Consider the following 20,282-nt stretch of genomic DNA (forward strand, 5'->3'; position numbering starts at 1 on the left):
AGACTTATTTTCCATTTTTTTTAATTTAAAATGCTTGCTTGTTTAACTGATAATTAACCTGTAAAACTCAGTGATCTTATGAAGTAGAAGATGTGCCCATCTAATGAACTTTATAGTTTTTATACAAATTGATAGAAGATTTGCTAATTCATTTATTTGAGCTTTTTGAATAATCACTGGTCTAGCTATCTCGAGGCGACATGGATGTCGCCATGTTGAGCGGGGGTATAGGATGTACCCCTCGCTCAACGGAAGATTTTTGTCATCTTTTCATCTTTGAAAAGTGAAGCATTGCCTACGCATGTCTATTTAAACTTTAGATGTAAAGTATGGCAATGAAAGCTTTAGATCATGCAAACATATATTCATCGCATTGATTAATTCAAAGTATCTTTTAATGTATGCATTTTTCAACAGATTGACTATATCTTTAAATGTTGGAGCAAATGAAATAGGCGAACTCATATTAAATATTACCAGACGCCTACAACATTTAGCCGATCGGTTATCAGCATATGATATGTTAAATTGAAAAGCATGCTTTTTAATTTAACTCCAATCTATAGAATGACTTAGAGCTCTATGTCTTTAGCTGGACAGAATAACTCAAAACCATAGTGCTTACGCTTGAGTTACATGAATCCGTAACTCTTTTGGCAAGCTAAATGTGATATTTTCCTCACGACCGTTGAGTTCTTGTGGTGCTGTTGCACCCCAGTCCTGCAAACGCTGGATGACCTGCTTAATCAAAATCTCTGGTGCAGAAGCTCCTGCAGTCACCCCAATTTTATGCTCAGGACTAAACCATGCTTGTTGCAACTCGTCCGCATTATCCACCAAATAAGCATGTTTCCCCATTCGCTCTGCCAACTCACGTAAACGATTTGAATTAGAGGAGTTTGGAGAGCCTACCACCAACACTACATCACACTGGGTTGCTAAATCTCGTACAGCATCTTGACGATTTTGAGTAGCATAACAAATATCATCTTTGCGAGGACCTTGGATATGCGGAAATTTATGACGTAAGGCATCAATGACTTTGGCTGTATCATCAATAGATAACGTGGTTTGAGTAACAAATGCGACTTTTTCAGGATGTTTAACGCTTAATGATGCAACGTCTTCTTCATCTTCAACCAGATAAATTTCACCACCATTTTTTTTATCATACTGTCCCATCGTTCCTTCAACTTCAGGGTGACCTTCATGACCAATGAGAATTGCTTCTGTGCCCTCACGAGCATATTTGGTGACTTCGATATGGACTTTAGTGACCAACGGGCAAGTTGCATCAAAAACTTTTAATCCACGACGTTCAGCTTCTTGTTGTACGGCTTTGGATACACCATGTGCACTAAAAATAACAATATTATCATCTGGAACTTCATCCAACTCATCAACAAAAATTGCACCACGTTGACGAAGATCATCCACCACAAATTTGTTATGTACTACTTCATGACGAACATAGATTGGTGGGCTAAAACATTCAAGTGCACGATTGACAATGGCAATTGCACGATCTACACCTGCACAAAATCCACGTGGATTAGCCAATACAATTTCCATAAAATCCTCGTTGCTCACTTCAATGGTTGGATATATTTTAGCGATTAAACACAAACAATGTGTAAAAACTATTTTGTTTGTCTGCGCTCTACTCTAAAATAGAGAAGATATTTTATCATATCAGGAAAAATATCATGTCGGGTCTATTGTTTGTCGTTTCTGCGGCTTCAGGAACAGGCAAAACATCTCTCGTGAAGGCGCTACTTGAACGTGTAAGCAATTTACATGTTTCTGTTTCTCATACGACTCGTGGTCAACGACCTGGCGAACTCGACGGTGTTCATTATCATTTTACGTCTAAAGAAAACTTTCTTGACCAAGTCAATCAAGGTGGTTTTATCGAATATGCAGAAGTGTTTGGCAATTACTATGGTACTGCACAAGCAACAGTAAAAGAACAATTGGCAAAAGGTCATGATGTGCTTTTAGAGATTGACTGGCAAGGTGCTGAACAAGTTCGTAAACTTTTTCCTGAATCTAAACAAATCTTTATCCTCCCACCAACTCAGTTTGATTTACGTCAACGTCTTTCAAATCGAGGAACTGACTCTGTAGAAGTAATTGAGCACCGTCTCAGCTGTGCTGTTGAAGACATGCAACAATATGTTAATTTTGAATACATTATTATCAATGATGATTTCAATAAAGCTTTGCATGACTTAGAATCTGTAATCAACGCCAATCGCTTAAAAATAGAGCAGCAAGCGAACCGACATCAAGCTTTGATTACAAAGCTAATTACCCCGCAAAGTTAATTTTTTGAGTTGAAGTTTATTCAATAAGCTTCGATTAAAACTTGAGTATGTGATGAAAGCATTTTATACTGCATAGTCTATTTAAAAATTTTGTATCCAAACGAGAATTCCTATGGCACGCGTAACCGTTGAAGATTGTTTAGACCATGTAGACAACCGCTTTGAGCTTGTACTAGTGGCAAGCAAACGCGCGCGTCAATTGGCACGTCAAGGTATTGAGCCTACTGTTGAGTGGGACAATGACAAGCCGACTGTTGTTGCATTACGTGAGATTGCGATTGGTCATGTGACCAAAGATATTTTGAAACAACGTGATCAAGATTATCAAACATCAAGTCTTGACCTTGCTTTATCTGCAAACAATCTTAATCTTGAAGGTTTTTCTTTCCAATAAGATCAGCTTTTTCTAAAAGCCTAGTTTTTCAACTAGGCTTTTTTATTGCAGTCGCTTCTCAACAAAAATCGCCTATTGATCGACAAATTTCAAAATATTTGTTAAAAAAATAAATATTTTTTCGATCTAGAAATTGACAAGTCGCTCAATATGCTTTTCATTAAGCATTAGGAAAAGATTTCAAATTTGTAATTTAGGATAGGTGTTTTTATGCCAGGCCAAGAGGTCAGCCAAGCCAAGCAACAGCTTAACGTAATTATCGACGCTTACTTAAAACCAAGCGATGTCGAGCGGGTTCTTACGGCTTGTGATTATGCTGATATTGCGCATGATGGTATTACACGTAAAAGTGGTGAACCCTATATCCTACATCCGATTGCTGTGAGCTGTATTTTGGCGCATATGCGAATGGATGCTGAAACATTAATGGCAGCTTTGCTGCATGATGTCATTGAAGATACTGATTTTACCAAAGAAGACATTACCGAAAAATTTGGCAAGACTGTTGCAGAATTGGTTGATGGTGTCACCAAACTCAGCCATTCCAGTGACAAAGAATATAATAAAGCCGCATCTTTCCGTAAAATTCTCCAAGCTACCTTGCAAGACCCTCGCGTGATTATCATCAAGCTTGCAGATCGCTATCACAATATGACCACGCTCGGCGCTTTACGCCCAGATAAACGTGCACGCATTGCTCAAGAAACCTTTGATATTTTTGTACCTATGGCACGTCTTGTGGGTATGAATGAAATGGCAGATAACTTAGAGCATCTGTGCTATCAAAATCTTGATCTTGATATGTACAATGACGTCCAAGAGAATCTACTCAAAACCAAACCAGAACGATGTAAATATCAATCTGTTTGGGAACAAAATTTAGCTGAATTGCTGAATAATTATAATATTCAAGGGCGTATTAAAAAGAAGAATAACAATATCGAATTATTGCGCCATTTTGTTAAAAATGAAATTGATTTGCAAGAACTCACCCATAGCCATGCTTTTGAAATTATTTTACAAAGCATTGCCGACTGTGACCGTCTGGTCGATGCATTACGGGAAAACTTCCAAGTTTTAGACTATGAAGATCATATTCGTCGCCCACTCCCTGGTGGTAATCAATCTTTAATGATCAAACTCAAAGGTGAACGCACTACACTGTCACTGACCATTCAAACTGAATTGATGCGTAAAGCAGCACGATTTGGTGTGGTTCTAGGTGAAAATGCACCGCAAGCTTGCCGTTCAGCAATTCAAGCATCCATGAAGAATCTCGATCTTTTGGTGGGTAATGAATGTGCTAAAACTACATTTAGCGACTTATTGGATTATTTGCATCAAGAAAAAATTTGGGTTTATACCCCACATGGTCAATTGCACGAGCTACCGCAAGGCGCGACGGCTGTTGATTTTGCCTATTCAGCAAGTTTGTTTTTAGGTAACCATGCTGTGGGTGCCAAAATCAATGGGGAAATTAAGCCACTTTCAACACCACTGGTCAGTGGTCAAGTGATTGAAATCATCACAGATGTATTGGCAACGCCAAACCCAGATTGGTTAAGCTTTATTAATACCCAAAAAGCACGACGTGCGATCCAAAATATTTTGCGAGATCAAGATCCTGATGAACAACGATTGGTAGGACAACAAGCATTAAACCGTGCTTTAAAATTGTTCAATCGTTCAATTAAAGATTTATCAGAAGCAGATTGGGCTGATCTGTTGGAATGGCGCCATATTCAAGATAAAGACACCTTATTTGAACAAATTGCTGTAGGTGATTTGCTTCCTCAATTGGTTGCCAATCATTTATATGCGCAATCGCAAAATACCGAAGAACATGCTTCAAATCGCTTAATCCAAGGGACAGATGGCGTAGATGTTAAATATGCACATTGTTGCAACCCTGTATTAGGCGATCCAATTCAAGGGCATTTATCACGTCGTGGTTTAATTGTTCATCGTGAGCGCTGTCACAACCTGTTGCATGAACAACATTTACATCCTGAAAATATCATGTTGCTCCATTGGACTTCTGAACAAGAAGACGATGTAAACTTCAATGCTTACTTAAGTATTGACTTGGTGCTCACTGATGAGCAAATTTCGGAATTGATTTATCTCTGCCGTAAAGCAAAAACGGGCGTCGAATCGGTGCGTACACACGAAGATAAAACTTATGTGAATATCGTGGTGAATAATCGCAAACAAATTGCACAAATCATTCGTGAGCTCCGAATGCAGTTTGGCTTCCCTCGTATCAGTCGATTGGCAATGCCCATTGCAATGAATGAAACACTGAAAGCAAAAGCATGCTAAATTAAGCTGTATGTAATTTATCGTCATTCATCGATGAATGGTGTCTCGTTTATGTGTCATGATGAAATGATTTAAAAATCAAGGAGAAATCAATGTCCCGCCAAGTGATTCATACTGAAAATGCCCCTGCTGCGATTGGAACTTATTCACAAGCAATCCTCGTAGACAATACTTTATATCTTTCAGGGCAAATTGGCTTAGATCCATACAGCATGGAATTGGTTGAAGGCATTGAAGCGCAAATTCGACGTGTTTTTGACAATTTAAAAGCAGTTTGCGAAGCGGCAGGTGGCTCGTTGGCTGATATCGCAAAACTCAATATTTTCCTGACAGATTTATCAAATTTCCAGTTGGTCAATCAAATTATGGGGGAGTACTTTGCTCAACCTTATCCAGCACGTGCCGCCCTAGGTGTTGCTGCATTGCCGAAAGGTGCATTGGTTGAAATGGACGGTGTGGTGATTATCCCGCAATAATTGCGAAAAAAGCGCTTTTAGCTAAGCAATTGATTTAAAATGTATTAAAAATATACAAAAAATACTACCGATCAGGTGGTATTTTTTTATTCAAAAAGCCAATCATGATCAGTCGTATTTTAAATAAATATTATTGACAAGTGATAATAATTATCAATAATATTAGTTATCGCATTTAACCGCTAGGTTGAGTTTTCATGTACGTATGCTTATGTCGTGGTATTACAGATCAAGATATTAAAGACGCTATGGCTAATGGTGCGGAAAGCTATCGTGAAGTGCGTGAATTATTAGATTTGGGTACCTGCTGTGGTCGTTGCGCACCTGAAGCAAAAAGCATTATCAATGAAGAACTCTCACTAATTGCTGCACGTATTTCTGTAGCAGCTTAGCAAAGCAATACCAAGAATTTCCTTATAACGATAATAAATAAGTTTTCTAATGATCTCCGGATCATTCTCCTCCCCCGCTTCGACTCAAAGCGGGTTCATTTTTTAAGATCGTTGCTCATCATAAAACGACATCCCTATTGTTTTTGATTGCGATTTTCATTTGCCGTTCTATAAATAACTCGTCAGCATCTCAAAAGTTGATTAATATAGACTGATATCAGATTGCCTTAATTACTATATTTCAATGACATCCTTTTGAGTGAAACATTTTGGATAGGATTTAAGGCAGAAATTTAGAATGGAGCTTTGACCATGAAAGGCAATCGTGACGTTATCAACCAACTCAACCAAGTGCTTTTTCACCACCTGACTGCAATTAACCAATATTTTTTACACTCTCGTATGTTTAATGATTGGGGAATTGAACAACTGGGCTCAGCTGAATATAAAGAGTCTATTCGTCAGATGAAGCATGCCGATAAAATTATTGAGCGTATTCTTTTTTTAGAAGGCTTACCAAACCTTCAACATTTAGGAAAACTGTATATCGGTCAACATACGGTTGAAGTTTTGAATTGTGACGTTCGTAAAGTCAAAGAAAATATTGAAGCATTAAAAACTGCTGTTGCATTGGCAGAAACACATTTAGACTATGTGACACGCGATTTGGTTCAAGAAATTCTGGAAAAAGAAGAAGAGTATTGGGATTGGACCACTACTCAATTAGATCTTACTGAAAGTGTAGGCATCGAGAATTATATTCAAAGCCAAATGTAAGTTTGAGTCTGTAAAAAAATCCCCAATTAAATTGGGGATTTTTTATTTCAAATACAAAATACGATAGTCAACTTATCAAAAAGCACATACACCAAAATATAAGCTTCATTTTGGATCAATGATCTGAATCAAATACTTGTATTAGTCATTAAGCATGATTGAACATTTAAAGCTTTCACTGCGATACCTTACATTCAAAGTTTAAATATCTTTGCGTAGGCGATGCCTCACTTTTCAGAGATGAAAAGATGACAAAAATCTTCTATTGGGCGAGGGGTACGTCCTGCCCCCGCCCAACGGCGACATCCCTGTCGCCCCGCGATAGGATAACCATCTATGACTCAACAATGCAAAAAGTAAAAAAGAATTTTATTTCCCTACAATAGATACAGGCAAGAGATCCTGATACGTCTTGTCTTGCCCATGCAGTGTCTTCAATATCCATAATTGATGCTCAGCTTCAGACTTTTTACCATTAAAAGCCAAGACCTGTGCATATTTATGAATATCATATGCTGATGCTAAATTTGCCACCATACGTCCCATATACTGCAATTGTTGATCCGTCATTTTTGTATAAGGATTTAAACCAATCCACCATACACGCTCTTTAAACTGCGTCAGCAACCAAATATCTTGATTCATCACTGCTTGTTGTGAAGCACTTAAAGGTATCTTTTTGGTCACAAAAACACTTTGTTGGCGATATAAAATATAGTCTCGATAAATCACACCAACCAATACCAGACCGATCACAATAATACTCACAATGATCGACGATTTCAGCTTCACAGTCGGTAGTCGAGGATATTGCGCTTGAATCAGCCCCAGTAAAAAACCCAAAGGCAGTAAAAAATAAGCATAATGAATCGGATATTCTAATAATGCATGAATCAGAATTGCACAGACCATCAAACTGGCGACAATTGAAACAGGTTCCTTTATACCTTTATTTAACCAATACAACCAAAAAACGACATAGAGAATGATTACCCCACCCAACGGAATACCATTCCAGATCAGTAAATCCAAAACTACGTTATGTGCTGTTTTATACCATTCATGTGATGGATATACATCAAAAGCAGCAATTTGCGCCATTCCCGTTTGATTCCAGCCATACCCCAGCCAAGGCTTTTCTGAAATCGCAATTAAAGCTTGGTTCCACATATCCAATCGCAGATAACCCGAACTTGCCCGCTCTACCACTGAAGAGGCTTGTGCAATGTCTTGCGTTGATACCGCAGCAAGCCATTGATTAATCAGTGGTAAACTAGTGATAAGAACAACGAATACACCGCTCCATACCAGCAGTTTTGCAAAACCAAAGCGTTTAGTTTGACCGAATTGCTTTATCGTTAAATAAATCAGTGTAAATAAACAGACTACCCATGCAGTACGGGATTGGGTTAATGCAATGGTCAATAAAAATATAAATGCAGTAGGTAAAAGCACATAATTCGAGAAAATTTTCTTTTCATAAAAATATAAGCATGCAAACACACCCATACAAATAAAGGTCGCTAAATTATTGGGCTGGGCAAAATTTGCATAGGGACGATTACCATTAAGAAGATTGACCAATGGGCTAAAATATTCATTTATATCCAACCATTGCGTGATTGCAATAAAGCTCGAAAGTATTCCACCCGTAAATACCACCAAACAGAAAATTTTAAATACCTGTTCTCTTTGACCTTTTTCACCAATTGCTAAGTTATAACCCACCACCACCATCAACCAAAACATGGCAATATAGGCTGTACAAAGTAGTGCATTACTCAGGTATAGAATCTCTCCAAAACCCCATTGAATCAGAGGAATTGTGAGTACAGGCAATACAATTAACTGAGGTCTCGGTATTTTTAAATCTTGGTGATAAAAAGCACTTAACAAAGCCAATGCTGATAGAAAAGTCAGTGCTTCACTACCAAAAGTCGTCCATGGCATCTTATGAATTGGCAAAAGCCACGCAAGTAAAAGCAACAAGGCTGAAAGGATATAAGGAATGGCATTCATATGAAAAGTAAATAGAAAAACTGGGCTATTATAGCGTTTCTAACACTTTTTGTTTAAGGAATGATTGTACAGTTTGCCCCTTTGCTTAGGTCACAACGGATATCGACTGTAGATGAATTTTTACTTTTCGCTTCGATCACCAAGTTTGTTGTCGATTCATTCCATGAAGAAGCATCGGTGATAACTTCACATGCTGATGATTTAGGTGAATTAGGGAATGTATTTGCTTCAGAGACAAATATTACATAAAAAACACTATTTGCATAAGCTTTTGTTTCTGAAAGACATGCATTTTGCTTCGCTTTCCGAGTATAATTATTATAAGCAGAAAAAGAAATTGTAACTAGAATACCTATTATTGCAACAGCAATAATGATCTCTATTAAACTAAATCCACTATTTTTTTTCATCTTTTCTCACTATTTTCATTCATACGAATAGGTTTGTTATTTTTTACAGATTTATATATATCATCATATGTATAATTTACATGATACAAATCATACAAAATTTTATAATATTTTTCACCATCATCTACTCTCCCTGATCTTATTAATAATTTAATAAAATTAACCAAATTATATTCAGAGGGTGAAATTTCAATAAATTTTCTTAAGTTATTGAAATCCGAATCATTAATAGCTGAACTTTTATCAAAAAGAATCCAACTAATTAAGCTATTAATTTTATCTAAAAAAATAAGTTTCTCCTTAATTTTTCCACTTTTATAATCATTAGAATCATAACTTAATAATATATATCTCATATTCATGTAATCCCTTACAATCCCACCAGTTAAAGTTATAGCTATAAAAAAAACTAATAATGTAATTTTATTAGATATTTCAAAAAATAATAAATTTTTATTTCCTCTCAACAAAAAACCAAATAAGAAAAAAATAGGCAACAAGAAAAAAGAATAGTTTTGTGGGTATTCAAGCAAAGCATGCACAAAAAAACATATAATTATTAACTTGAAAAATAAATTTGAAAAATTATCAAAAATTATTTTCTTTATTAAAAAAATTGCATAAATAACAATACCTCCCCCCACAATAATTCCATTCCAGACCAATAAATCTAATATAATATTGTGAGCACTTTTAGTTTGCTCACCGTGGTAGAAAATTTTTGCAGCTTGGGTTTGAGCAATAATAGTCTGATCCCATCCGTAACCAAACCAAGGATTATTAAATATAGCAATAAGCATTTGTTTCCAAATACCTAAACGTAAATTACCAGTAGTTAACCTTTCAGCCAAAGTATTACTCGATCCAACCCCTAGGCCCCAATAACTTAAAGAATGAGAAATATGAGGTATAGTAAAAAGAGATATAATAAAGAATAGACTAAAAAATATTAAAGAGTTCTTCTTAGTATTTTTACTAAAAAATAATATAATAGATATTATAAAAGCTAGTTGTAGCCACGCTGTTCGTGAGAATGTTAAAGCTATAGAAAATAGTATTAAAGTGCCCAAGAAATATAATAAGCTACCATTAATTTTCTCCTTATAATTAAGAAATAATAAACTTAAAAAAGAAAAAATTAGAAAAGTTGCCATATTATTTGGCTGAGAAAAATTACCATATGGTCTATTCCCACTTAACGTAGAGATAAAAATTATATTATTTTCAAGGTTCAACCATTGAGTAATCGAAAATAAACTAGAGAGCACCCCTGCAAGCAATAAAATCCATGAGAAAAATAACTCCGTTTTATCTTTATACATTTCATCTGCAAAATTAAATCCGATAATAGTTGCTAAAAAAACACTACACAAATATAAAAAGCATAAAAATGCCGTTTCAAAATAGTATTCTATACCTAAAAAGTATTGAATCAATGGAATAAAAGCAATAGTAATAATTGGAAGTAATATTTTTGGAACAAGTACTGTAGTATCTTTAAAAAATAAGATTAGCGAAATTAAACTTAAAAAAGCAAACGTTTCATTTAGGAAAGTCACCCACGGACTTTCATGAACGGGTATTAACCACGCAATAAATATAAACAATAATGAAAAAACTACACATATTTTTTTAAACATTAATTTTTACTCAAAAAAAAAGGCTCAATATTGAGCCTTTTTATAATGAAAATTAGTTATTTGTAGCAGATGTATATGAACACGAAGCCGTTTGGTTACATGAAACAGCAGCATCACCATTACCCACAGCAGTTGCTGACACACCAGTAAAATTATTTACATTGGTTACAGTAGAAACGTCAGTTGTATTTTTACAAGCTTTATTAGCAGGAACTGGAGCAGAAGCACTATCGCTTAATGCAGCCAAAGCTGCATTCGCATAAGACTTGGCCTCAGCTAAACAAGCACGGTTAGACGATTTAATCGTATAATTTTTATACGCAGGAATCGCAATCGCAGCAAGAATACCAATAATCGCAACAACGATCATTAATTCGATAAGAGTAAAACCCTTTTGAACTGATTTCATAACATTTCTCCAATGTTTTTAAAGATTTATTAGCCTTTTTTCGAGCAATTTATGTGGCTGTTTTTGTGGAAAAAATCAACAACCAACTTACACACTTCGATTTTAGAGAGTATGTAACAGTTTACAAGCTTTTTTTTTTCATCTGATTCTTTTAAGTAATTAAACGTAAAAAAGTGACATTTCCTGTCACTCTTGTTTAAAAATATTTTGGTTTTTATTTGACATTAATTCAAAATAATTGGCTGATTTGCCAATTCATTCATATTATCAGGTTTTTGTTGTTTGTAAAACAAATTCAATACTTTGCCTATTTCATTTACACCACTTTCGACCGCCAAGCGATATTGTTTATTTTTTAATTGCACTATCATTTCATCACAAATCTGTTGCCACGTTTGCTGTGTAGTCGCCTGATGGATACCACGATCTATGACAATTTCTACCGCTTTTTCACACAAGTTTAAATAAAGTAAAACACCGCTGTTATATTCGGTATCCCATACACCCAACTCGGCAAAGAGTTGTTGCGCTCTTAGACGCGTATTTTGATGATAGGCTTGATGGCTGGGGATATGCCCCTCGATCACCACCTGTATTTCACCCACATGACCTTCTTCGGCTTGTTGAACTGCTTGAGCAATTGTATGTTGATCCTGCTTGGAAAAGTAGCGCTTAGATGCTGGCATATAAAGACAATGCTTGAGCCAGCGCTTAAAACTCGGCTGTACTTTTTCCTGTAATTTTGGTTCAGTCAAAATTTCTGTTGTATCAGTTTTTGTTACCATGAGCCTGATGCGCCTCCCCCACCAAAACCACCGCCGCCGCCGCTATAGCCACCGCCTCCACCAAAACCACCACCGCTGCCTCCACCACGCCCACCGCCAGAGAGAAACATTTGTAAGATCAGTTGAGCTAGAGAAGTGATCAATAAGAAAAACACACCAAAGCCTAAAATCAGGCTCATCACAATGCCAGAACCATATATCAGCCCAGCTGCTGTTGCTGTCACCCCAGCTACTGCTGCACTTAAGCGATTACCAACGATAAATGAAGCAAATATACCCATCACCAAAATAATCATTGCCGTAGTTAAGGTGCGATCCTTTGCTTCTTGCGCTTGTATTGCTTGGTTTTGGCGTTCTTTGAGCTCATCGGCAGCTTGTTGCGCAATTTCAGGATCTAAATTTAGAATACGTTCAATTTCTCCCACAGCGGCTTGTAAACCTTGTGCATATTGCCCTTGTTTAAACGCTGGTGAAATTTGATTACGGATAATCCGACTAACCATAATATCAGGCAATACACCTTCTAAACCATAACCAGTGGCGATATGAATTTTATGGTCATTCACAGCAACAGCGATCAATAGACCATTGTCTTGTTTTGCTGAACCAAGTTTCCATTGCTCTGCAACACGCATTGCAAAATCAAAAATACCTTCTTGCCCTGTGGTTGGAACAATAATAATCCCGATCTGTGCTTTGCCTTGACGATAAATGTTACGGATTTGTTGCTCTAAATTTTGCTTTTCAGCCGCAGATAAAACATTGGCTTGATCAACCACGGGTTGATTCAATGTAGGGATATTTCTTTCTGTCTCACCCTCTGCAATATCATTGGCGACTTTGGCTTGATTTGATGAAGAGCTCTGTGACGATTGTTGAGATGTGGTTGTCGGTTGATTTTGTTTTTGACCATCTACTGGTGATGAACCAAGCACATTTGGCAAGTTAGTATTTGGAGCAACTTTTCCGAGAACAATGGCTTCTTGTGCTTGTTGTTCATCTGTCGCAGTTGCTGTTTCAGCCCAAACCTGAGATTGAACAGAAAGGATCAGCGCCAAAAGCACATAGAATAATGTACTGATTATTTGAATTGCTGATTTTCCTTTCCGTTCAAGCATAACTCACCTTTACTTAAATAATAGATAGGTCTTTCATCTCTTTCGAGTGATTCACCAAATAAGAGAAAGCCCAGTGATTAATTAAAATTCACTGTTGGTGCTTTCGATGCGCCTGCTTCAGCACTAAAGTTTGGTTTGGCTTTCATTCCGATCACTTTTGCAGTCATTACTTGTGGGAACTGACGTACATAAGTATTGTAGTCTTGTACCGTCTGAACATAGCGTGTTCTTGCTGTACTGATTCGGTTTTCAGTCCCCTCTAATTGCACTTGTAAATCACGGAATTGCTCATTGGCTTTTAAGTCAGGGTAGTTTTCAGTGACGGCTAAAAGTCGAGATAATGCACCCGTCATTTGTGACTGTGCTTCTTGATACTTTTTAAACAATTCTGGATCGTTCAATACTTCTTTATCTACTTTTAAACCTGCAACATTGGCACGCGCCTCAGTCACTTCAGTTAAAACTTTTTCTTCATGCGTTGCATAACCTTTGACGACATTCACAAGGTTAGGCACTAAATCTGCACGACGTTGATATTGGTTTTCCACTTCAGACCAAGCCGCATTGACGGACTCATCTTTGGCTTGCAAAGTATTATAACCACAACCTGAAAAAGCCAAAGTACTCGCTAAAGTCAGTGCTACCAAACTTTTTTTCATTGCATTCATTGCTTATTCCTCAGAGATATTTATTTGTATTTGTTGATATATCTGCATTCTATACAGTTTCAGGCAAAGTTTTGTTTAATTTCTGCTATCTATTCGCAATTAAGCTTTTTTGGGAATGACATACATTTTTTAAAAAAGTGTGTTAAGGCAAGAGTACTCATTATTTTAGAATATAGTTTAAAAAGATGGGGCTTGATAGCCATATTTTCTCAGATATAAGAAAGCCACCCTCAGGTGGCTTTCTACAAATACTTATTCTTCGTCTTTTTGCTCAGGTAAATCTTTTACTGCTTCTGCGATTAAACCAAACATATAGTTACCATAAGCATTGGTTTTGTCGTAATGAAAGCGCAAACGAGGCGTTATACGTGTTTTGATCCGACGACCTAACTCGTGACGCAAGAAACCAGAGGCTTTATTTAACACATCCAAGGTTTCTTTATTTGCTGCTTCACTTTGCTCATCACCAAGTTCACGCCCCATAACAGTCACGTAAACTTCTGCATAACCCAAGTCAGCACTGACTTTCACCGCTGAAATGGTCACAAGACCACCTAAGCGTGGATCTTTAAGCTCTTGACGAATCAGTTCTGACAACTCACGTTGTACTGTATCCGCCATGCGCTTAAGACGTTGACTACCCGCCATTAAAGACTCCGTTTGATCAACTGAACATCATATACTTCGATTTTATCGAGGGCTTTGATGTCTTTATAGCCTTTAACAGCAAGACCACATTCCATACCAGCACGAACTTCTTCAACCACTTCTTTATAACGGCGAAGTGACTCAAGCTCACCTTGGAATACCACCACATCATCACGAAGTACACGAATTGGTTTATTACGATGCAATACACCTTCAAGTACCATACAGCCCGCAGCAGCACCGAATTTACTTGAATGGAATACTTCACGAACTTCTGCAACACCCAGAATCGTTTCACGATGTTCAGGTGCAAGTTTACCACTCATTGCAGCTTTCACATCATCAATAAGCTGATAAATGATTGAGTAGTAACGAATGTCGATACCATCAGCATCTGCTTTTTGACGTGCAGTATTATCAGCACGTACGTTAAAGCCTAGCAGTACAGCTTCTGAAGATTCAGCAAGAGTAACATCAGACTCAGTGATTGCGCCCACGCCCGAACCGATTACACGGACTTTAACTTCATCAGTCGCAAGATCAGCCAATGCAACATGCAATGCTTCCAAGGTACCACGTACATCAGTTTTAAGCACAACATTCACGATAGGCACATCTTTCTTGCCCATAGATGCCATGATGTTTTCAAGACGCATCGCACTTTGACGTTCAAGACGTTTTTGACGTTCACGATCCATACGAGCATCAGCAACTTCACGTGCTTTTTTCTCGTCATTAACAACAAGCACTTCATCACCAGCCATTGGTGCTTCAGGAAGACCTAAAATCTCAACTGGAATCGAAGGACCTGCTGATTGAATACGTTGACCGTTTTCATCTGTCATCGCACGAACACGTCCGTAAGATGCACCAGCAAGAACAAGATCACCAACTTTCAAAGTACCGTTTTGAACCAGAATAGACGTTACCGCACCACGGCTATTGTCTACACGCGCTTCAATTACAACACCTTGCGCAGCACCTTCTTCAGATGCTTTCAACTCTAACATTTCAGCTTGAATTGAAATTAAATCTAGAAGCTCATCGATACCTTGACCAGAGTGTGCTGAAACCATTGCAACTGGAACATCACCGCCCCATTGTTCAGGCACGATTTCTTTGGTCGTCAATTCGTTCAATACACGATCTGGATCGGCAGATTCTTTATCCATTTTGTTGATTGCAACAATAATCGGAGTACCTGCAGCACGAGCATGATCAATCGCTTCCGCAGTTTGTGGCATTACGCCATCATCTGCTGCAACAACCAATACCACGATATCTGTAGCTTTCGCACCACGTGAACGCATTGCAGTAAATGCAGCATGTCCTGGTGTATCAAGGAAAGTAATAATCCCTTTATCAGTGGTTACATGATAAGCACCGATATGCTGTGTGATACCGCCCGCTTCGCCTTGAGCCACTTTAGCACGACGAATACGGTCAAGAAGCGATGTTTTACCATGGTCAACGTGACCCATGATGGTAACCACTGGTGCACGTGTAGTTTGTGCTCCACGCGCGCCTTCAGCTGCTTCGAGCAAGTTATCTTCAGCTTGTGTATCAGAAACAAGAACTGGATTATGTCCCATTTCCTCAACAATCAATGCTGCAACTTCTTGATCAATGGCTTGGTTTTGTGTAACCAATTCACCCATTTTCATGAGTGATTTAATCACTTCACGGACTTTAACTGCCATTTTTGCAGCCAAGTCAGCAACCACGATTGTTGAACCAATTTCAACGTCATACACTTGCTTTTTAACAGGTTTTTCAAAACCATGTTTATTCGCTTGGCTGGTTTTTAAACCACGTTTATGTGGGTTATGACTGAAAGATTGTTCTTCCTGACCACGACGACCACCTTTCTTCGGAGAACGTGTATTTGCAGTATTGGTACCACGTTTGATTTCACGGTCTTCTTTTGCAAATGAGTCTTCATATGCTTGACCAACCAAACCAGCAGCCAACGGTGAATCATCAACTACACGAATAGTCGTTGTTGTTTCATCAGAAGAATACTTAGACGCCATTTGACGCATTTGCTCAAGTGTACGTTGTTGTGCTTCTTCTGCTGACTTACGACGAGCCGCTTCCTCAGCAGCTTTTAATTGGGCTGCCTGAGCTTCACGCGCACGCTTTTGTTCAGGTGTTTCAATTGTTTTTACAGTTGCTTTGGTAATCGGTTTATTGGTCGACTTACGTTTAACAACCACAGCTGCTTTTGGTGTTTCTTTTGCTGCAGTTTGCTGTTTTGCCGCAGCACGCATTTTTTCTAAATTGGCTTTTGCAGAGCTTTCTGTTTTTTCAGCTTCATTTGCCACAGGCACTTGCTGTGCTTTTGGCGCTGAATTTGCCTGAGCCGTCGCTTGCGCTTTTGCTAAAGCTTCCGCTTTAATTTGTTCAGGATCTGGCTTAGTAAACGTATGTTTTTTACGAACTTCAACATTGATAGTTTTAGCCTTACCTGAAGTACTCGCCACTTTCGCGGTACTTGTCGTTTTACGTTTCAACGTGATTTGTCCTGCTTGTCCCGTATCTTGACCATGAGCTTTTTTCAAATGGTTCACGAGCACATCTTGCTGTTCAGTAGAAATTTTGTCTTCAGCCTGCTTTTGAGGTAACCCAGCTTCACGCACCTGATCAAGGAGCTTTGTAACTGGAAGTCCTACACTGACTGCTAACTCTTGAATTGACTTATCCGTCATGTACTACCTCCTAGTTAAACCATGATTCACGTGCTTTCATAATCAATTGACCCGCTTTTTCAGCGCCCAAGCCTTCGATATCAGAAATATCATCCGTTGCTTGATCCGCCAAGTCATCGACTGTGATTACACCGCGTGCTGCTAAAGCCTGTGCAATTTCAGAAGTCATACCTTCCATCGCAACAAGTTCTGGACTTGGGTCCTGAATATCTTCTTGCTGTTTTAATGCATCAGCCAAAGCGGCTTCTTTTGCGCGACTTTGTAGTAATTCAACTGTATCTGCATCCAATTCGATTTCATCGAAAGTTTCCGCAGGTACATAAGCAATTTCCTCAAGTGAGGTAAAGCCCATTTCTACCAAAGCCATTGCGAGATCTTCTTCAATATCTAGACGTGTAACAAACATATCTAAATACTGTTGAGCTTCATTTTGTTGACGAGCACGATACTCATCTTCAAGCATCATATCTAACTTATAACCTGTCAGCTCTGATGCTAAACGAACGTTTTGTCCTTGTGAGCCAATTGCACGAGCAAGTTGATCACTGGTTGCAAAAATAATATCCGCTGTGTGTGCATCTTCATCAATCACGATACCCGATACATCTGCTGGCTCTAAAGCACTTGCGATATATTGAGCTGGATCATCAGACCACACCACAACATCAATACGTTCACCATTTAACTCTGATTGTACTGCTTGGATACGTGTACCACGCATACCAATACATGCACCTACAGGGTCAATACGATGGTCATTGGTTTTGACCGCGATTTTTGCGCGTACACCCGGTTGACGTGCTGCTGCTTTAATTTCAATGATTTCCTCAGAAATTTCTGGAATTTCTTTTTTCATCAAAGCAATCAGCATTTCAGGTTTAGCACGAGACAATAGTAACTGTGCGCCACGACCTTCACGATTCACATTATAAAGAATCGCATTCATACGTTGTTTTGGACGAAGAATTTCTTTTGGAATCATTTCTTCACGTGCCAAATATGCTTCTGCGTTATCACCTAAGTCAATGATAAAGCCATCTTTGGTTTGTTTTTTCACTTCACCGTAGATTAACTCACCCACTTTAGACTCATAAGCATCAGCAACCAATGCACGCTCTGCTTCACGAATTTTTTGTACAATCACTTGTTTAGCAATTTGCGCAGCAATACGACCGAAATCAATAGACGGTACTTCGAGCTCACGAATATCCCCGATCGACCATTTTGCAGGATCTACATCAGAAATTGCATCCTGACATGCTGGCATTTCGTGATCTTCATCTGCAACCACTTCCCACTGACGAAAAGTACTATAGTCACCGGTTTTGCGGTCAATTTCTACACGTAACTGCGCTTCTTCCGAATTCGTTCCTTCGTAGAATTTCTTTTTAGTCGCTGCAACTAAAGCCTGTTCAAGTGCTTCAAAAATTGCTTCACGACTCACACCTTTCTCATTACTAACCGTTTCAACGACGGTGAGAATTTCACGTGCCATAAGTCACCTATTTATTCAGATTTCTATTTCTGGATTAATCCTGAAAGATCAAATTCGCTTTGTCTATGTTGTTACTGTCTATCTCAAGTACCTGCTGTTTTTCAACTTCGACTTGAATCATTTCATTTTCTAAATCTACAGCAACCAACTTGGCTTGGAATTTACGACGATTTTCAACGGCTGCAATCAAACGCAATGCAACTTGTTGTCCGATATATTTTTCTAACTGCGCCAACTGAAAGAATGGACGATCCCAACCTGGAGAAGACACTTCCAAAGCATACTCACCTGAAATTGGATCATGCACATCTAAGATTGCACCCACCTGTTGAGTCACACGCACACAGTCCTGTACGCCAATACCACGACCCAACTCAACCTCACCATCTTCATTTATGGTTGGCTCAGCATTTTCAGCAACGTCTTTATCAATATAAATACGCAATAAAGAACGCTTACCTTGAGGAATGAATTCAATCCCCCAAAGTTCTACATCACAAGCTTGCACTGCAGGAGTTATTAAATCTTGAAGTGCTTGAGTTTTATTTGATAGCTTCATTTACTCTCGTCATATTTGTGCGATTCAATCGCTCACTGGACTTATTCAACTTACTATAGTGAAGCATGTCTTTTTGACCAATTGATGTCCACACCACACGATAGCCAATAAAAAAGGGCGTAATCGCCCCTATTATCGCACAGTAAATCGTAATTCACTATGCAAAAAGACCCACCTATCTGTGAGCCCTTTTTAGAAACTTGGTAGCGGGAGCTGGATTTGAACCAACGACCTTCGGGTTATGAGCCCGACGAGCTACCAGACTGCTCCATCCCGCATCAGCGTTGCAAAATTATATACAAGAACTTTGAATTTTTCAATCAATATTAAAATATTGATCATTCTATTTTCTTGCTTGATCAAGTTGCACCTCAATCAAAATGGTAGCGGGAGCTGGATTTGAACCAACGACCTTCGGGTTATGAGCCCGACGAGCTACCAGACTGCTCCATCCCGCAACAATACTGCAAATTTACAAATAAAATAGACTTTTGATCTAAATTATCTTTAATTAAGTTGCATCTTAATTAAATTGGTAGCGGGAGCTGGATTTGAACCAACGACCTTCGGGTTATGAGCCCGACGAGCTACCAGACTGCTCCATCCCGCAACAATGTTTTTTAGCCGCTAGCACCAACAATACTGGTTTATTGTTGGTGCGGAAGGGGGGACTTGAACCCCCACGCCCGAAAGCACTACCACCTCAAGGTAGCGTGTCTACCAATTCCACCACCACCGCAGCTGTGACGCATTCTAGTCGCATCCCTTAGAAAAAGAAAGGACTAATTGACATTATTCGCCAGTTTTTGGTGCAGTTGGCGAAGTTTCACCCGTATTTGTTGGTACAGGTGCAGTTGTTTGGGTTGTCGTTTGTACTGTTTTCAACCCATAAGCATCCGTCGTTTGTTTTTTCGCAAAGACTGCTAGGCTTAAGCTGGTAATAAAAAATAAAGCCGTCAAAATTGCAGTTAATCGGGTTAAAAAGCTTGCTGAACCTGAAGCACCAAATACCGTAGCTGCGCCACCACCACCAAATGAAGCGCCTGCATCTGCACCTTTACCGTGCTGAACGAGAATAAGCCCGATCATTAAAACAGCCAAGATGATATGTACAACCAGCACAAATGTATGCATG

At 38.5% G+C, this 20,282-nt stretch carries 19 protein-coding genes and 4 tRNA genes; 6 read left to right on the forward strand and 17 right to left on the reverse strand.

The genetic code is table 11. The annotated features are described in order from the left end of the window. Positions 1-621: 621 nt before the first annotated feature. Positions 622-1,572 (reverse strand): 4-hydroxy-3-methylbut-2-enyl diphosphate reductase, encoded by a 951-nt coding sequence (ispH, locus tag AC1Z3T_RS06960; RefSeq protein ID WP_042088552.1) that lies wholly within the window; start codon positions 1,570-1,572, stop codon positions 622-624. A gap of 134 nt (positions 1,573-1,706) precedes the next feature. Between ispH and gmk the strand changes: the two genes are divergently transcribed. The 6 genes from gmk (at position 1,707) to bfr (ending at position 6,688) form a co-directional block, all read left to right on the forward strand. After that, positions 1,707-2,327, forward strand: coding sequence for a guanylate kinase (gene gmk / locus AC1Z3T_RS06965; protein WP_042088553.1), 621 nt, complete (start codon positions 1,707-1,709; stop codon positions 2,325-2,327). A gap of 112 nt (positions 2,328-2,439) precedes the next feature. Further along, entirely contained in the window at positions 2,440-2,721 is a 282-nt protein-coding gene (gene rpoZ / locus AC1Z3T_RS06970; RefSeq protein WP_004718302.1) for a DNA-directed RNA polymerase subunit omega, read from the forward strand. A gap of 210 nt (positions 2,722-2,931) precedes the next feature. Next, positions 2,932-5,043, forward strand: a complete 2,112-nt coding sequence (locus tag AC1Z3T_RS06975; protein ID WP_004826400.1) for a RelA/SpoT family protein — start codon at positions 2,932-2,934, stop codon at positions 5,041-5,043. Between the two features lie 92 nt (positions 5,044-5,135). Next, on the forward strand, positions 5,136-5,519 hold the full coding sequence (locus AC1Z3T_RS06980) for a RidA family protein (RefSeq protein WP_100886076.1): 384 nt from the start codon (positions 5,136-5,138) through the stop codon (positions 5,517-5,519). Between the two features lie 197 nt (positions 5,520-5,716). Continuing rightward, entirely contained in the window at positions 5,717-5,911 is a 195-nt protein-coding gene (locus AC1Z3T_RS06985; RefSeq protein WP_004718308.1) for a bacterioferritin-associated ferredoxin, read from the forward strand. A gap of 312 nt (positions 5,912-6,223) precedes the next feature. Beyond that, positions 6,224-6,688, forward strand: a complete 465-nt coding sequence (gene bfr / locus AC1Z3T_RS06990) for a heteropolymeric bacterioferritin subunit Bfr (protein WP_004826395.1) — start codon at positions 6,224-6,226, stop codon at positions 6,686-6,688. Positions 6,689-7,057: 369 nt separating this feature from the next. Here the strand turns inward: bfr and AC1Z3T_RS06995 are convergent, their stop codons facing one another. The 16 genes from AC1Z3T_RS06995 to secG form a co-directional block, all read right to left on the reverse strand. Then, a complete protein-coding gene (locus tag AC1Z3T_RS06995; protein WP_100886077.1) occupies positions 7,058-8,707 on the reverse strand; it encodes an O-antigen ligase family protein in 1,650 nt (549 codons plus the stop codon). 53 nt (positions 8,708-8,760) lie between these two features. After that, the gene (locus AC1Z3T_RS07000) at positions 8,761-9,117 is read right to left on the reverse strand and encodes a prepilin-type N-terminal cleavage/methylation domain-containing protein (protein WP_100886078.1); all 357 of its coding nucleotides are present in this window, start codon (positions 9,115-9,117) and stop codon (positions 8,761-8,763) included. Further along, the gene (locus AC1Z3T_RS07005; protein ID WP_419320165.1) at positions 9,114-10,757 is read right to left on the reverse strand and encodes an O-antigen ligase family protein; all 1,644 of its coding nucleotides are present in this window, start codon (positions 10,755-10,757) and stop codon (positions 9,114-9,116) included. The genes AC1Z3T_RS07000 and AC1Z3T_RS07005 overlap by 4 nt, the downstream gene beginning before the upstream one ends. Positions 10,758-10,809: 52 nt before the next feature. After that, positions 10,810-11,166, reverse strand: coding sequence for a prepilin-type N-terminal cleavage/methylation domain-containing protein (locus tag AC1Z3T_RS07010; protein ID WP_100886080.1), 357 nt, complete (start codon positions 11,164-11,166; stop codon positions 10,810-10,812). Between the two features lie 224 nt (positions 11,167-11,390). Continuing rightward, positions 11,391-11,951, reverse strand: coding sequence for a TPM domain-containing protein (locus AC1Z3T_RS07015; RefSeq protein ID WP_483396544.1), 561 nt, complete (start codon positions 11,949-11,951; stop codon positions 11,391-11,393). After that, positions 11,945-13,069: a TPM domain-containing protein gene (locus tag AC1Z3T_RS07020; RefSeq protein WP_100886082.1), complete on the reverse strand. Its 1,125-nt coding sequence runs from the start codon at positions 13,067-13,069 to the stop codon at positions 11,945-11,947. Before AC1Z3T_RS07020 ends, AC1Z3T_RS07015 begins: the two co-directional genes overlap by 7 nt. A 77-nt stretch (positions 13,070-13,146) precedes the next feature. After that, positions 13,147-13,737 (reverse strand): LemA family protein, encoded by a 591-nt coding sequence (locus AC1Z3T_RS07025; RefSeq protein WP_483396545.1) that lies wholly within the window; start codon positions 13,735-13,737, stop codon positions 13,147-13,149. A gap of 252 nt (positions 13,738-13,989) precedes the next feature. Then, on the reverse strand, positions 13,990-14,385 hold the full coding sequence (locus AC1Z3T_RS07030; protein WP_004826375.1) for a ribosome-binding factor A: 396 nt from the start codon (positions 14,383-14,385) through the stop codon (positions 13,990-13,992). Further along, complete coding sequence (gene infB / locus AC1Z3T_RS07035) at positions 14,385-17,093, reverse strand: translation initiation factor IF-2 (protein WP_004826372.1); 2,709 nt, start codon at positions 17,091-17,093, stop codon at positions 14,385-14,387. Before infB ends, AC1Z3T_RS07030 begins: the two co-directional genes overlap by 1 nt. A gap of 10 nt (positions 17,094-17,103) precedes the next feature. Beyond that, entirely contained in the window at positions 17,104-18,588 is a 1,485-nt protein-coding gene (nusA, locus tag AC1Z3T_RS07040) for a transcription termination factor NusA (protein WP_004826370.1), read from the reverse strand. A gap of 34 nt (positions 18,589-18,622) precedes the next feature. After that, positions 18,623-19,147: a ribosome maturation factor RimP gene (rimP, locus tag AC1Z3T_RS07045; RefSeq protein ID WP_004826368.1), complete on the reverse strand. Its 525-nt coding sequence runs from the start codon at positions 19,145-19,147 to the stop codon at positions 18,623-18,625. Between the two features lie 201 nt (positions 19,148-19,348). Further along, positions 19,349-19,425 (reverse strand) — tRNA-Met (locus tag AC1Z3T_RS07050). Positions 19,426-19,528: 103 nt separating this feature from the next. Further along, a tRNA-Met gene (locus tag AC1Z3T_RS07055) sits at positions 19,529-19,605 on the reverse strand. Positions 19,606-19,680: 75 nt separating this feature from the next. After that, positions 19,681-19,757, reverse strand: a tRNA-Met gene (locus AC1Z3T_RS07060). Positions 19,758-19,801: 44 nt separating this feature from the next. Next, a tRNA-Leu gene (locus tag AC1Z3T_RS07065) sits at positions 19,802-19,886 on the reverse strand. Positions 19,887-19,939: 53 nt separating this feature from the next. Next, entirely contained in the window at positions 19,940-20,281 is a 342-nt protein-coding gene (gene secG / locus AC1Z3T_RS07070; protein ID WP_004826367.1) for a preprotein translocase subunit SecG, read from the reverse strand. Position 20,282: the final 1 nt, after the last annotated feature.

Source organism: Acinetobacter sp. B-6 (assembly GCF_056930735.1).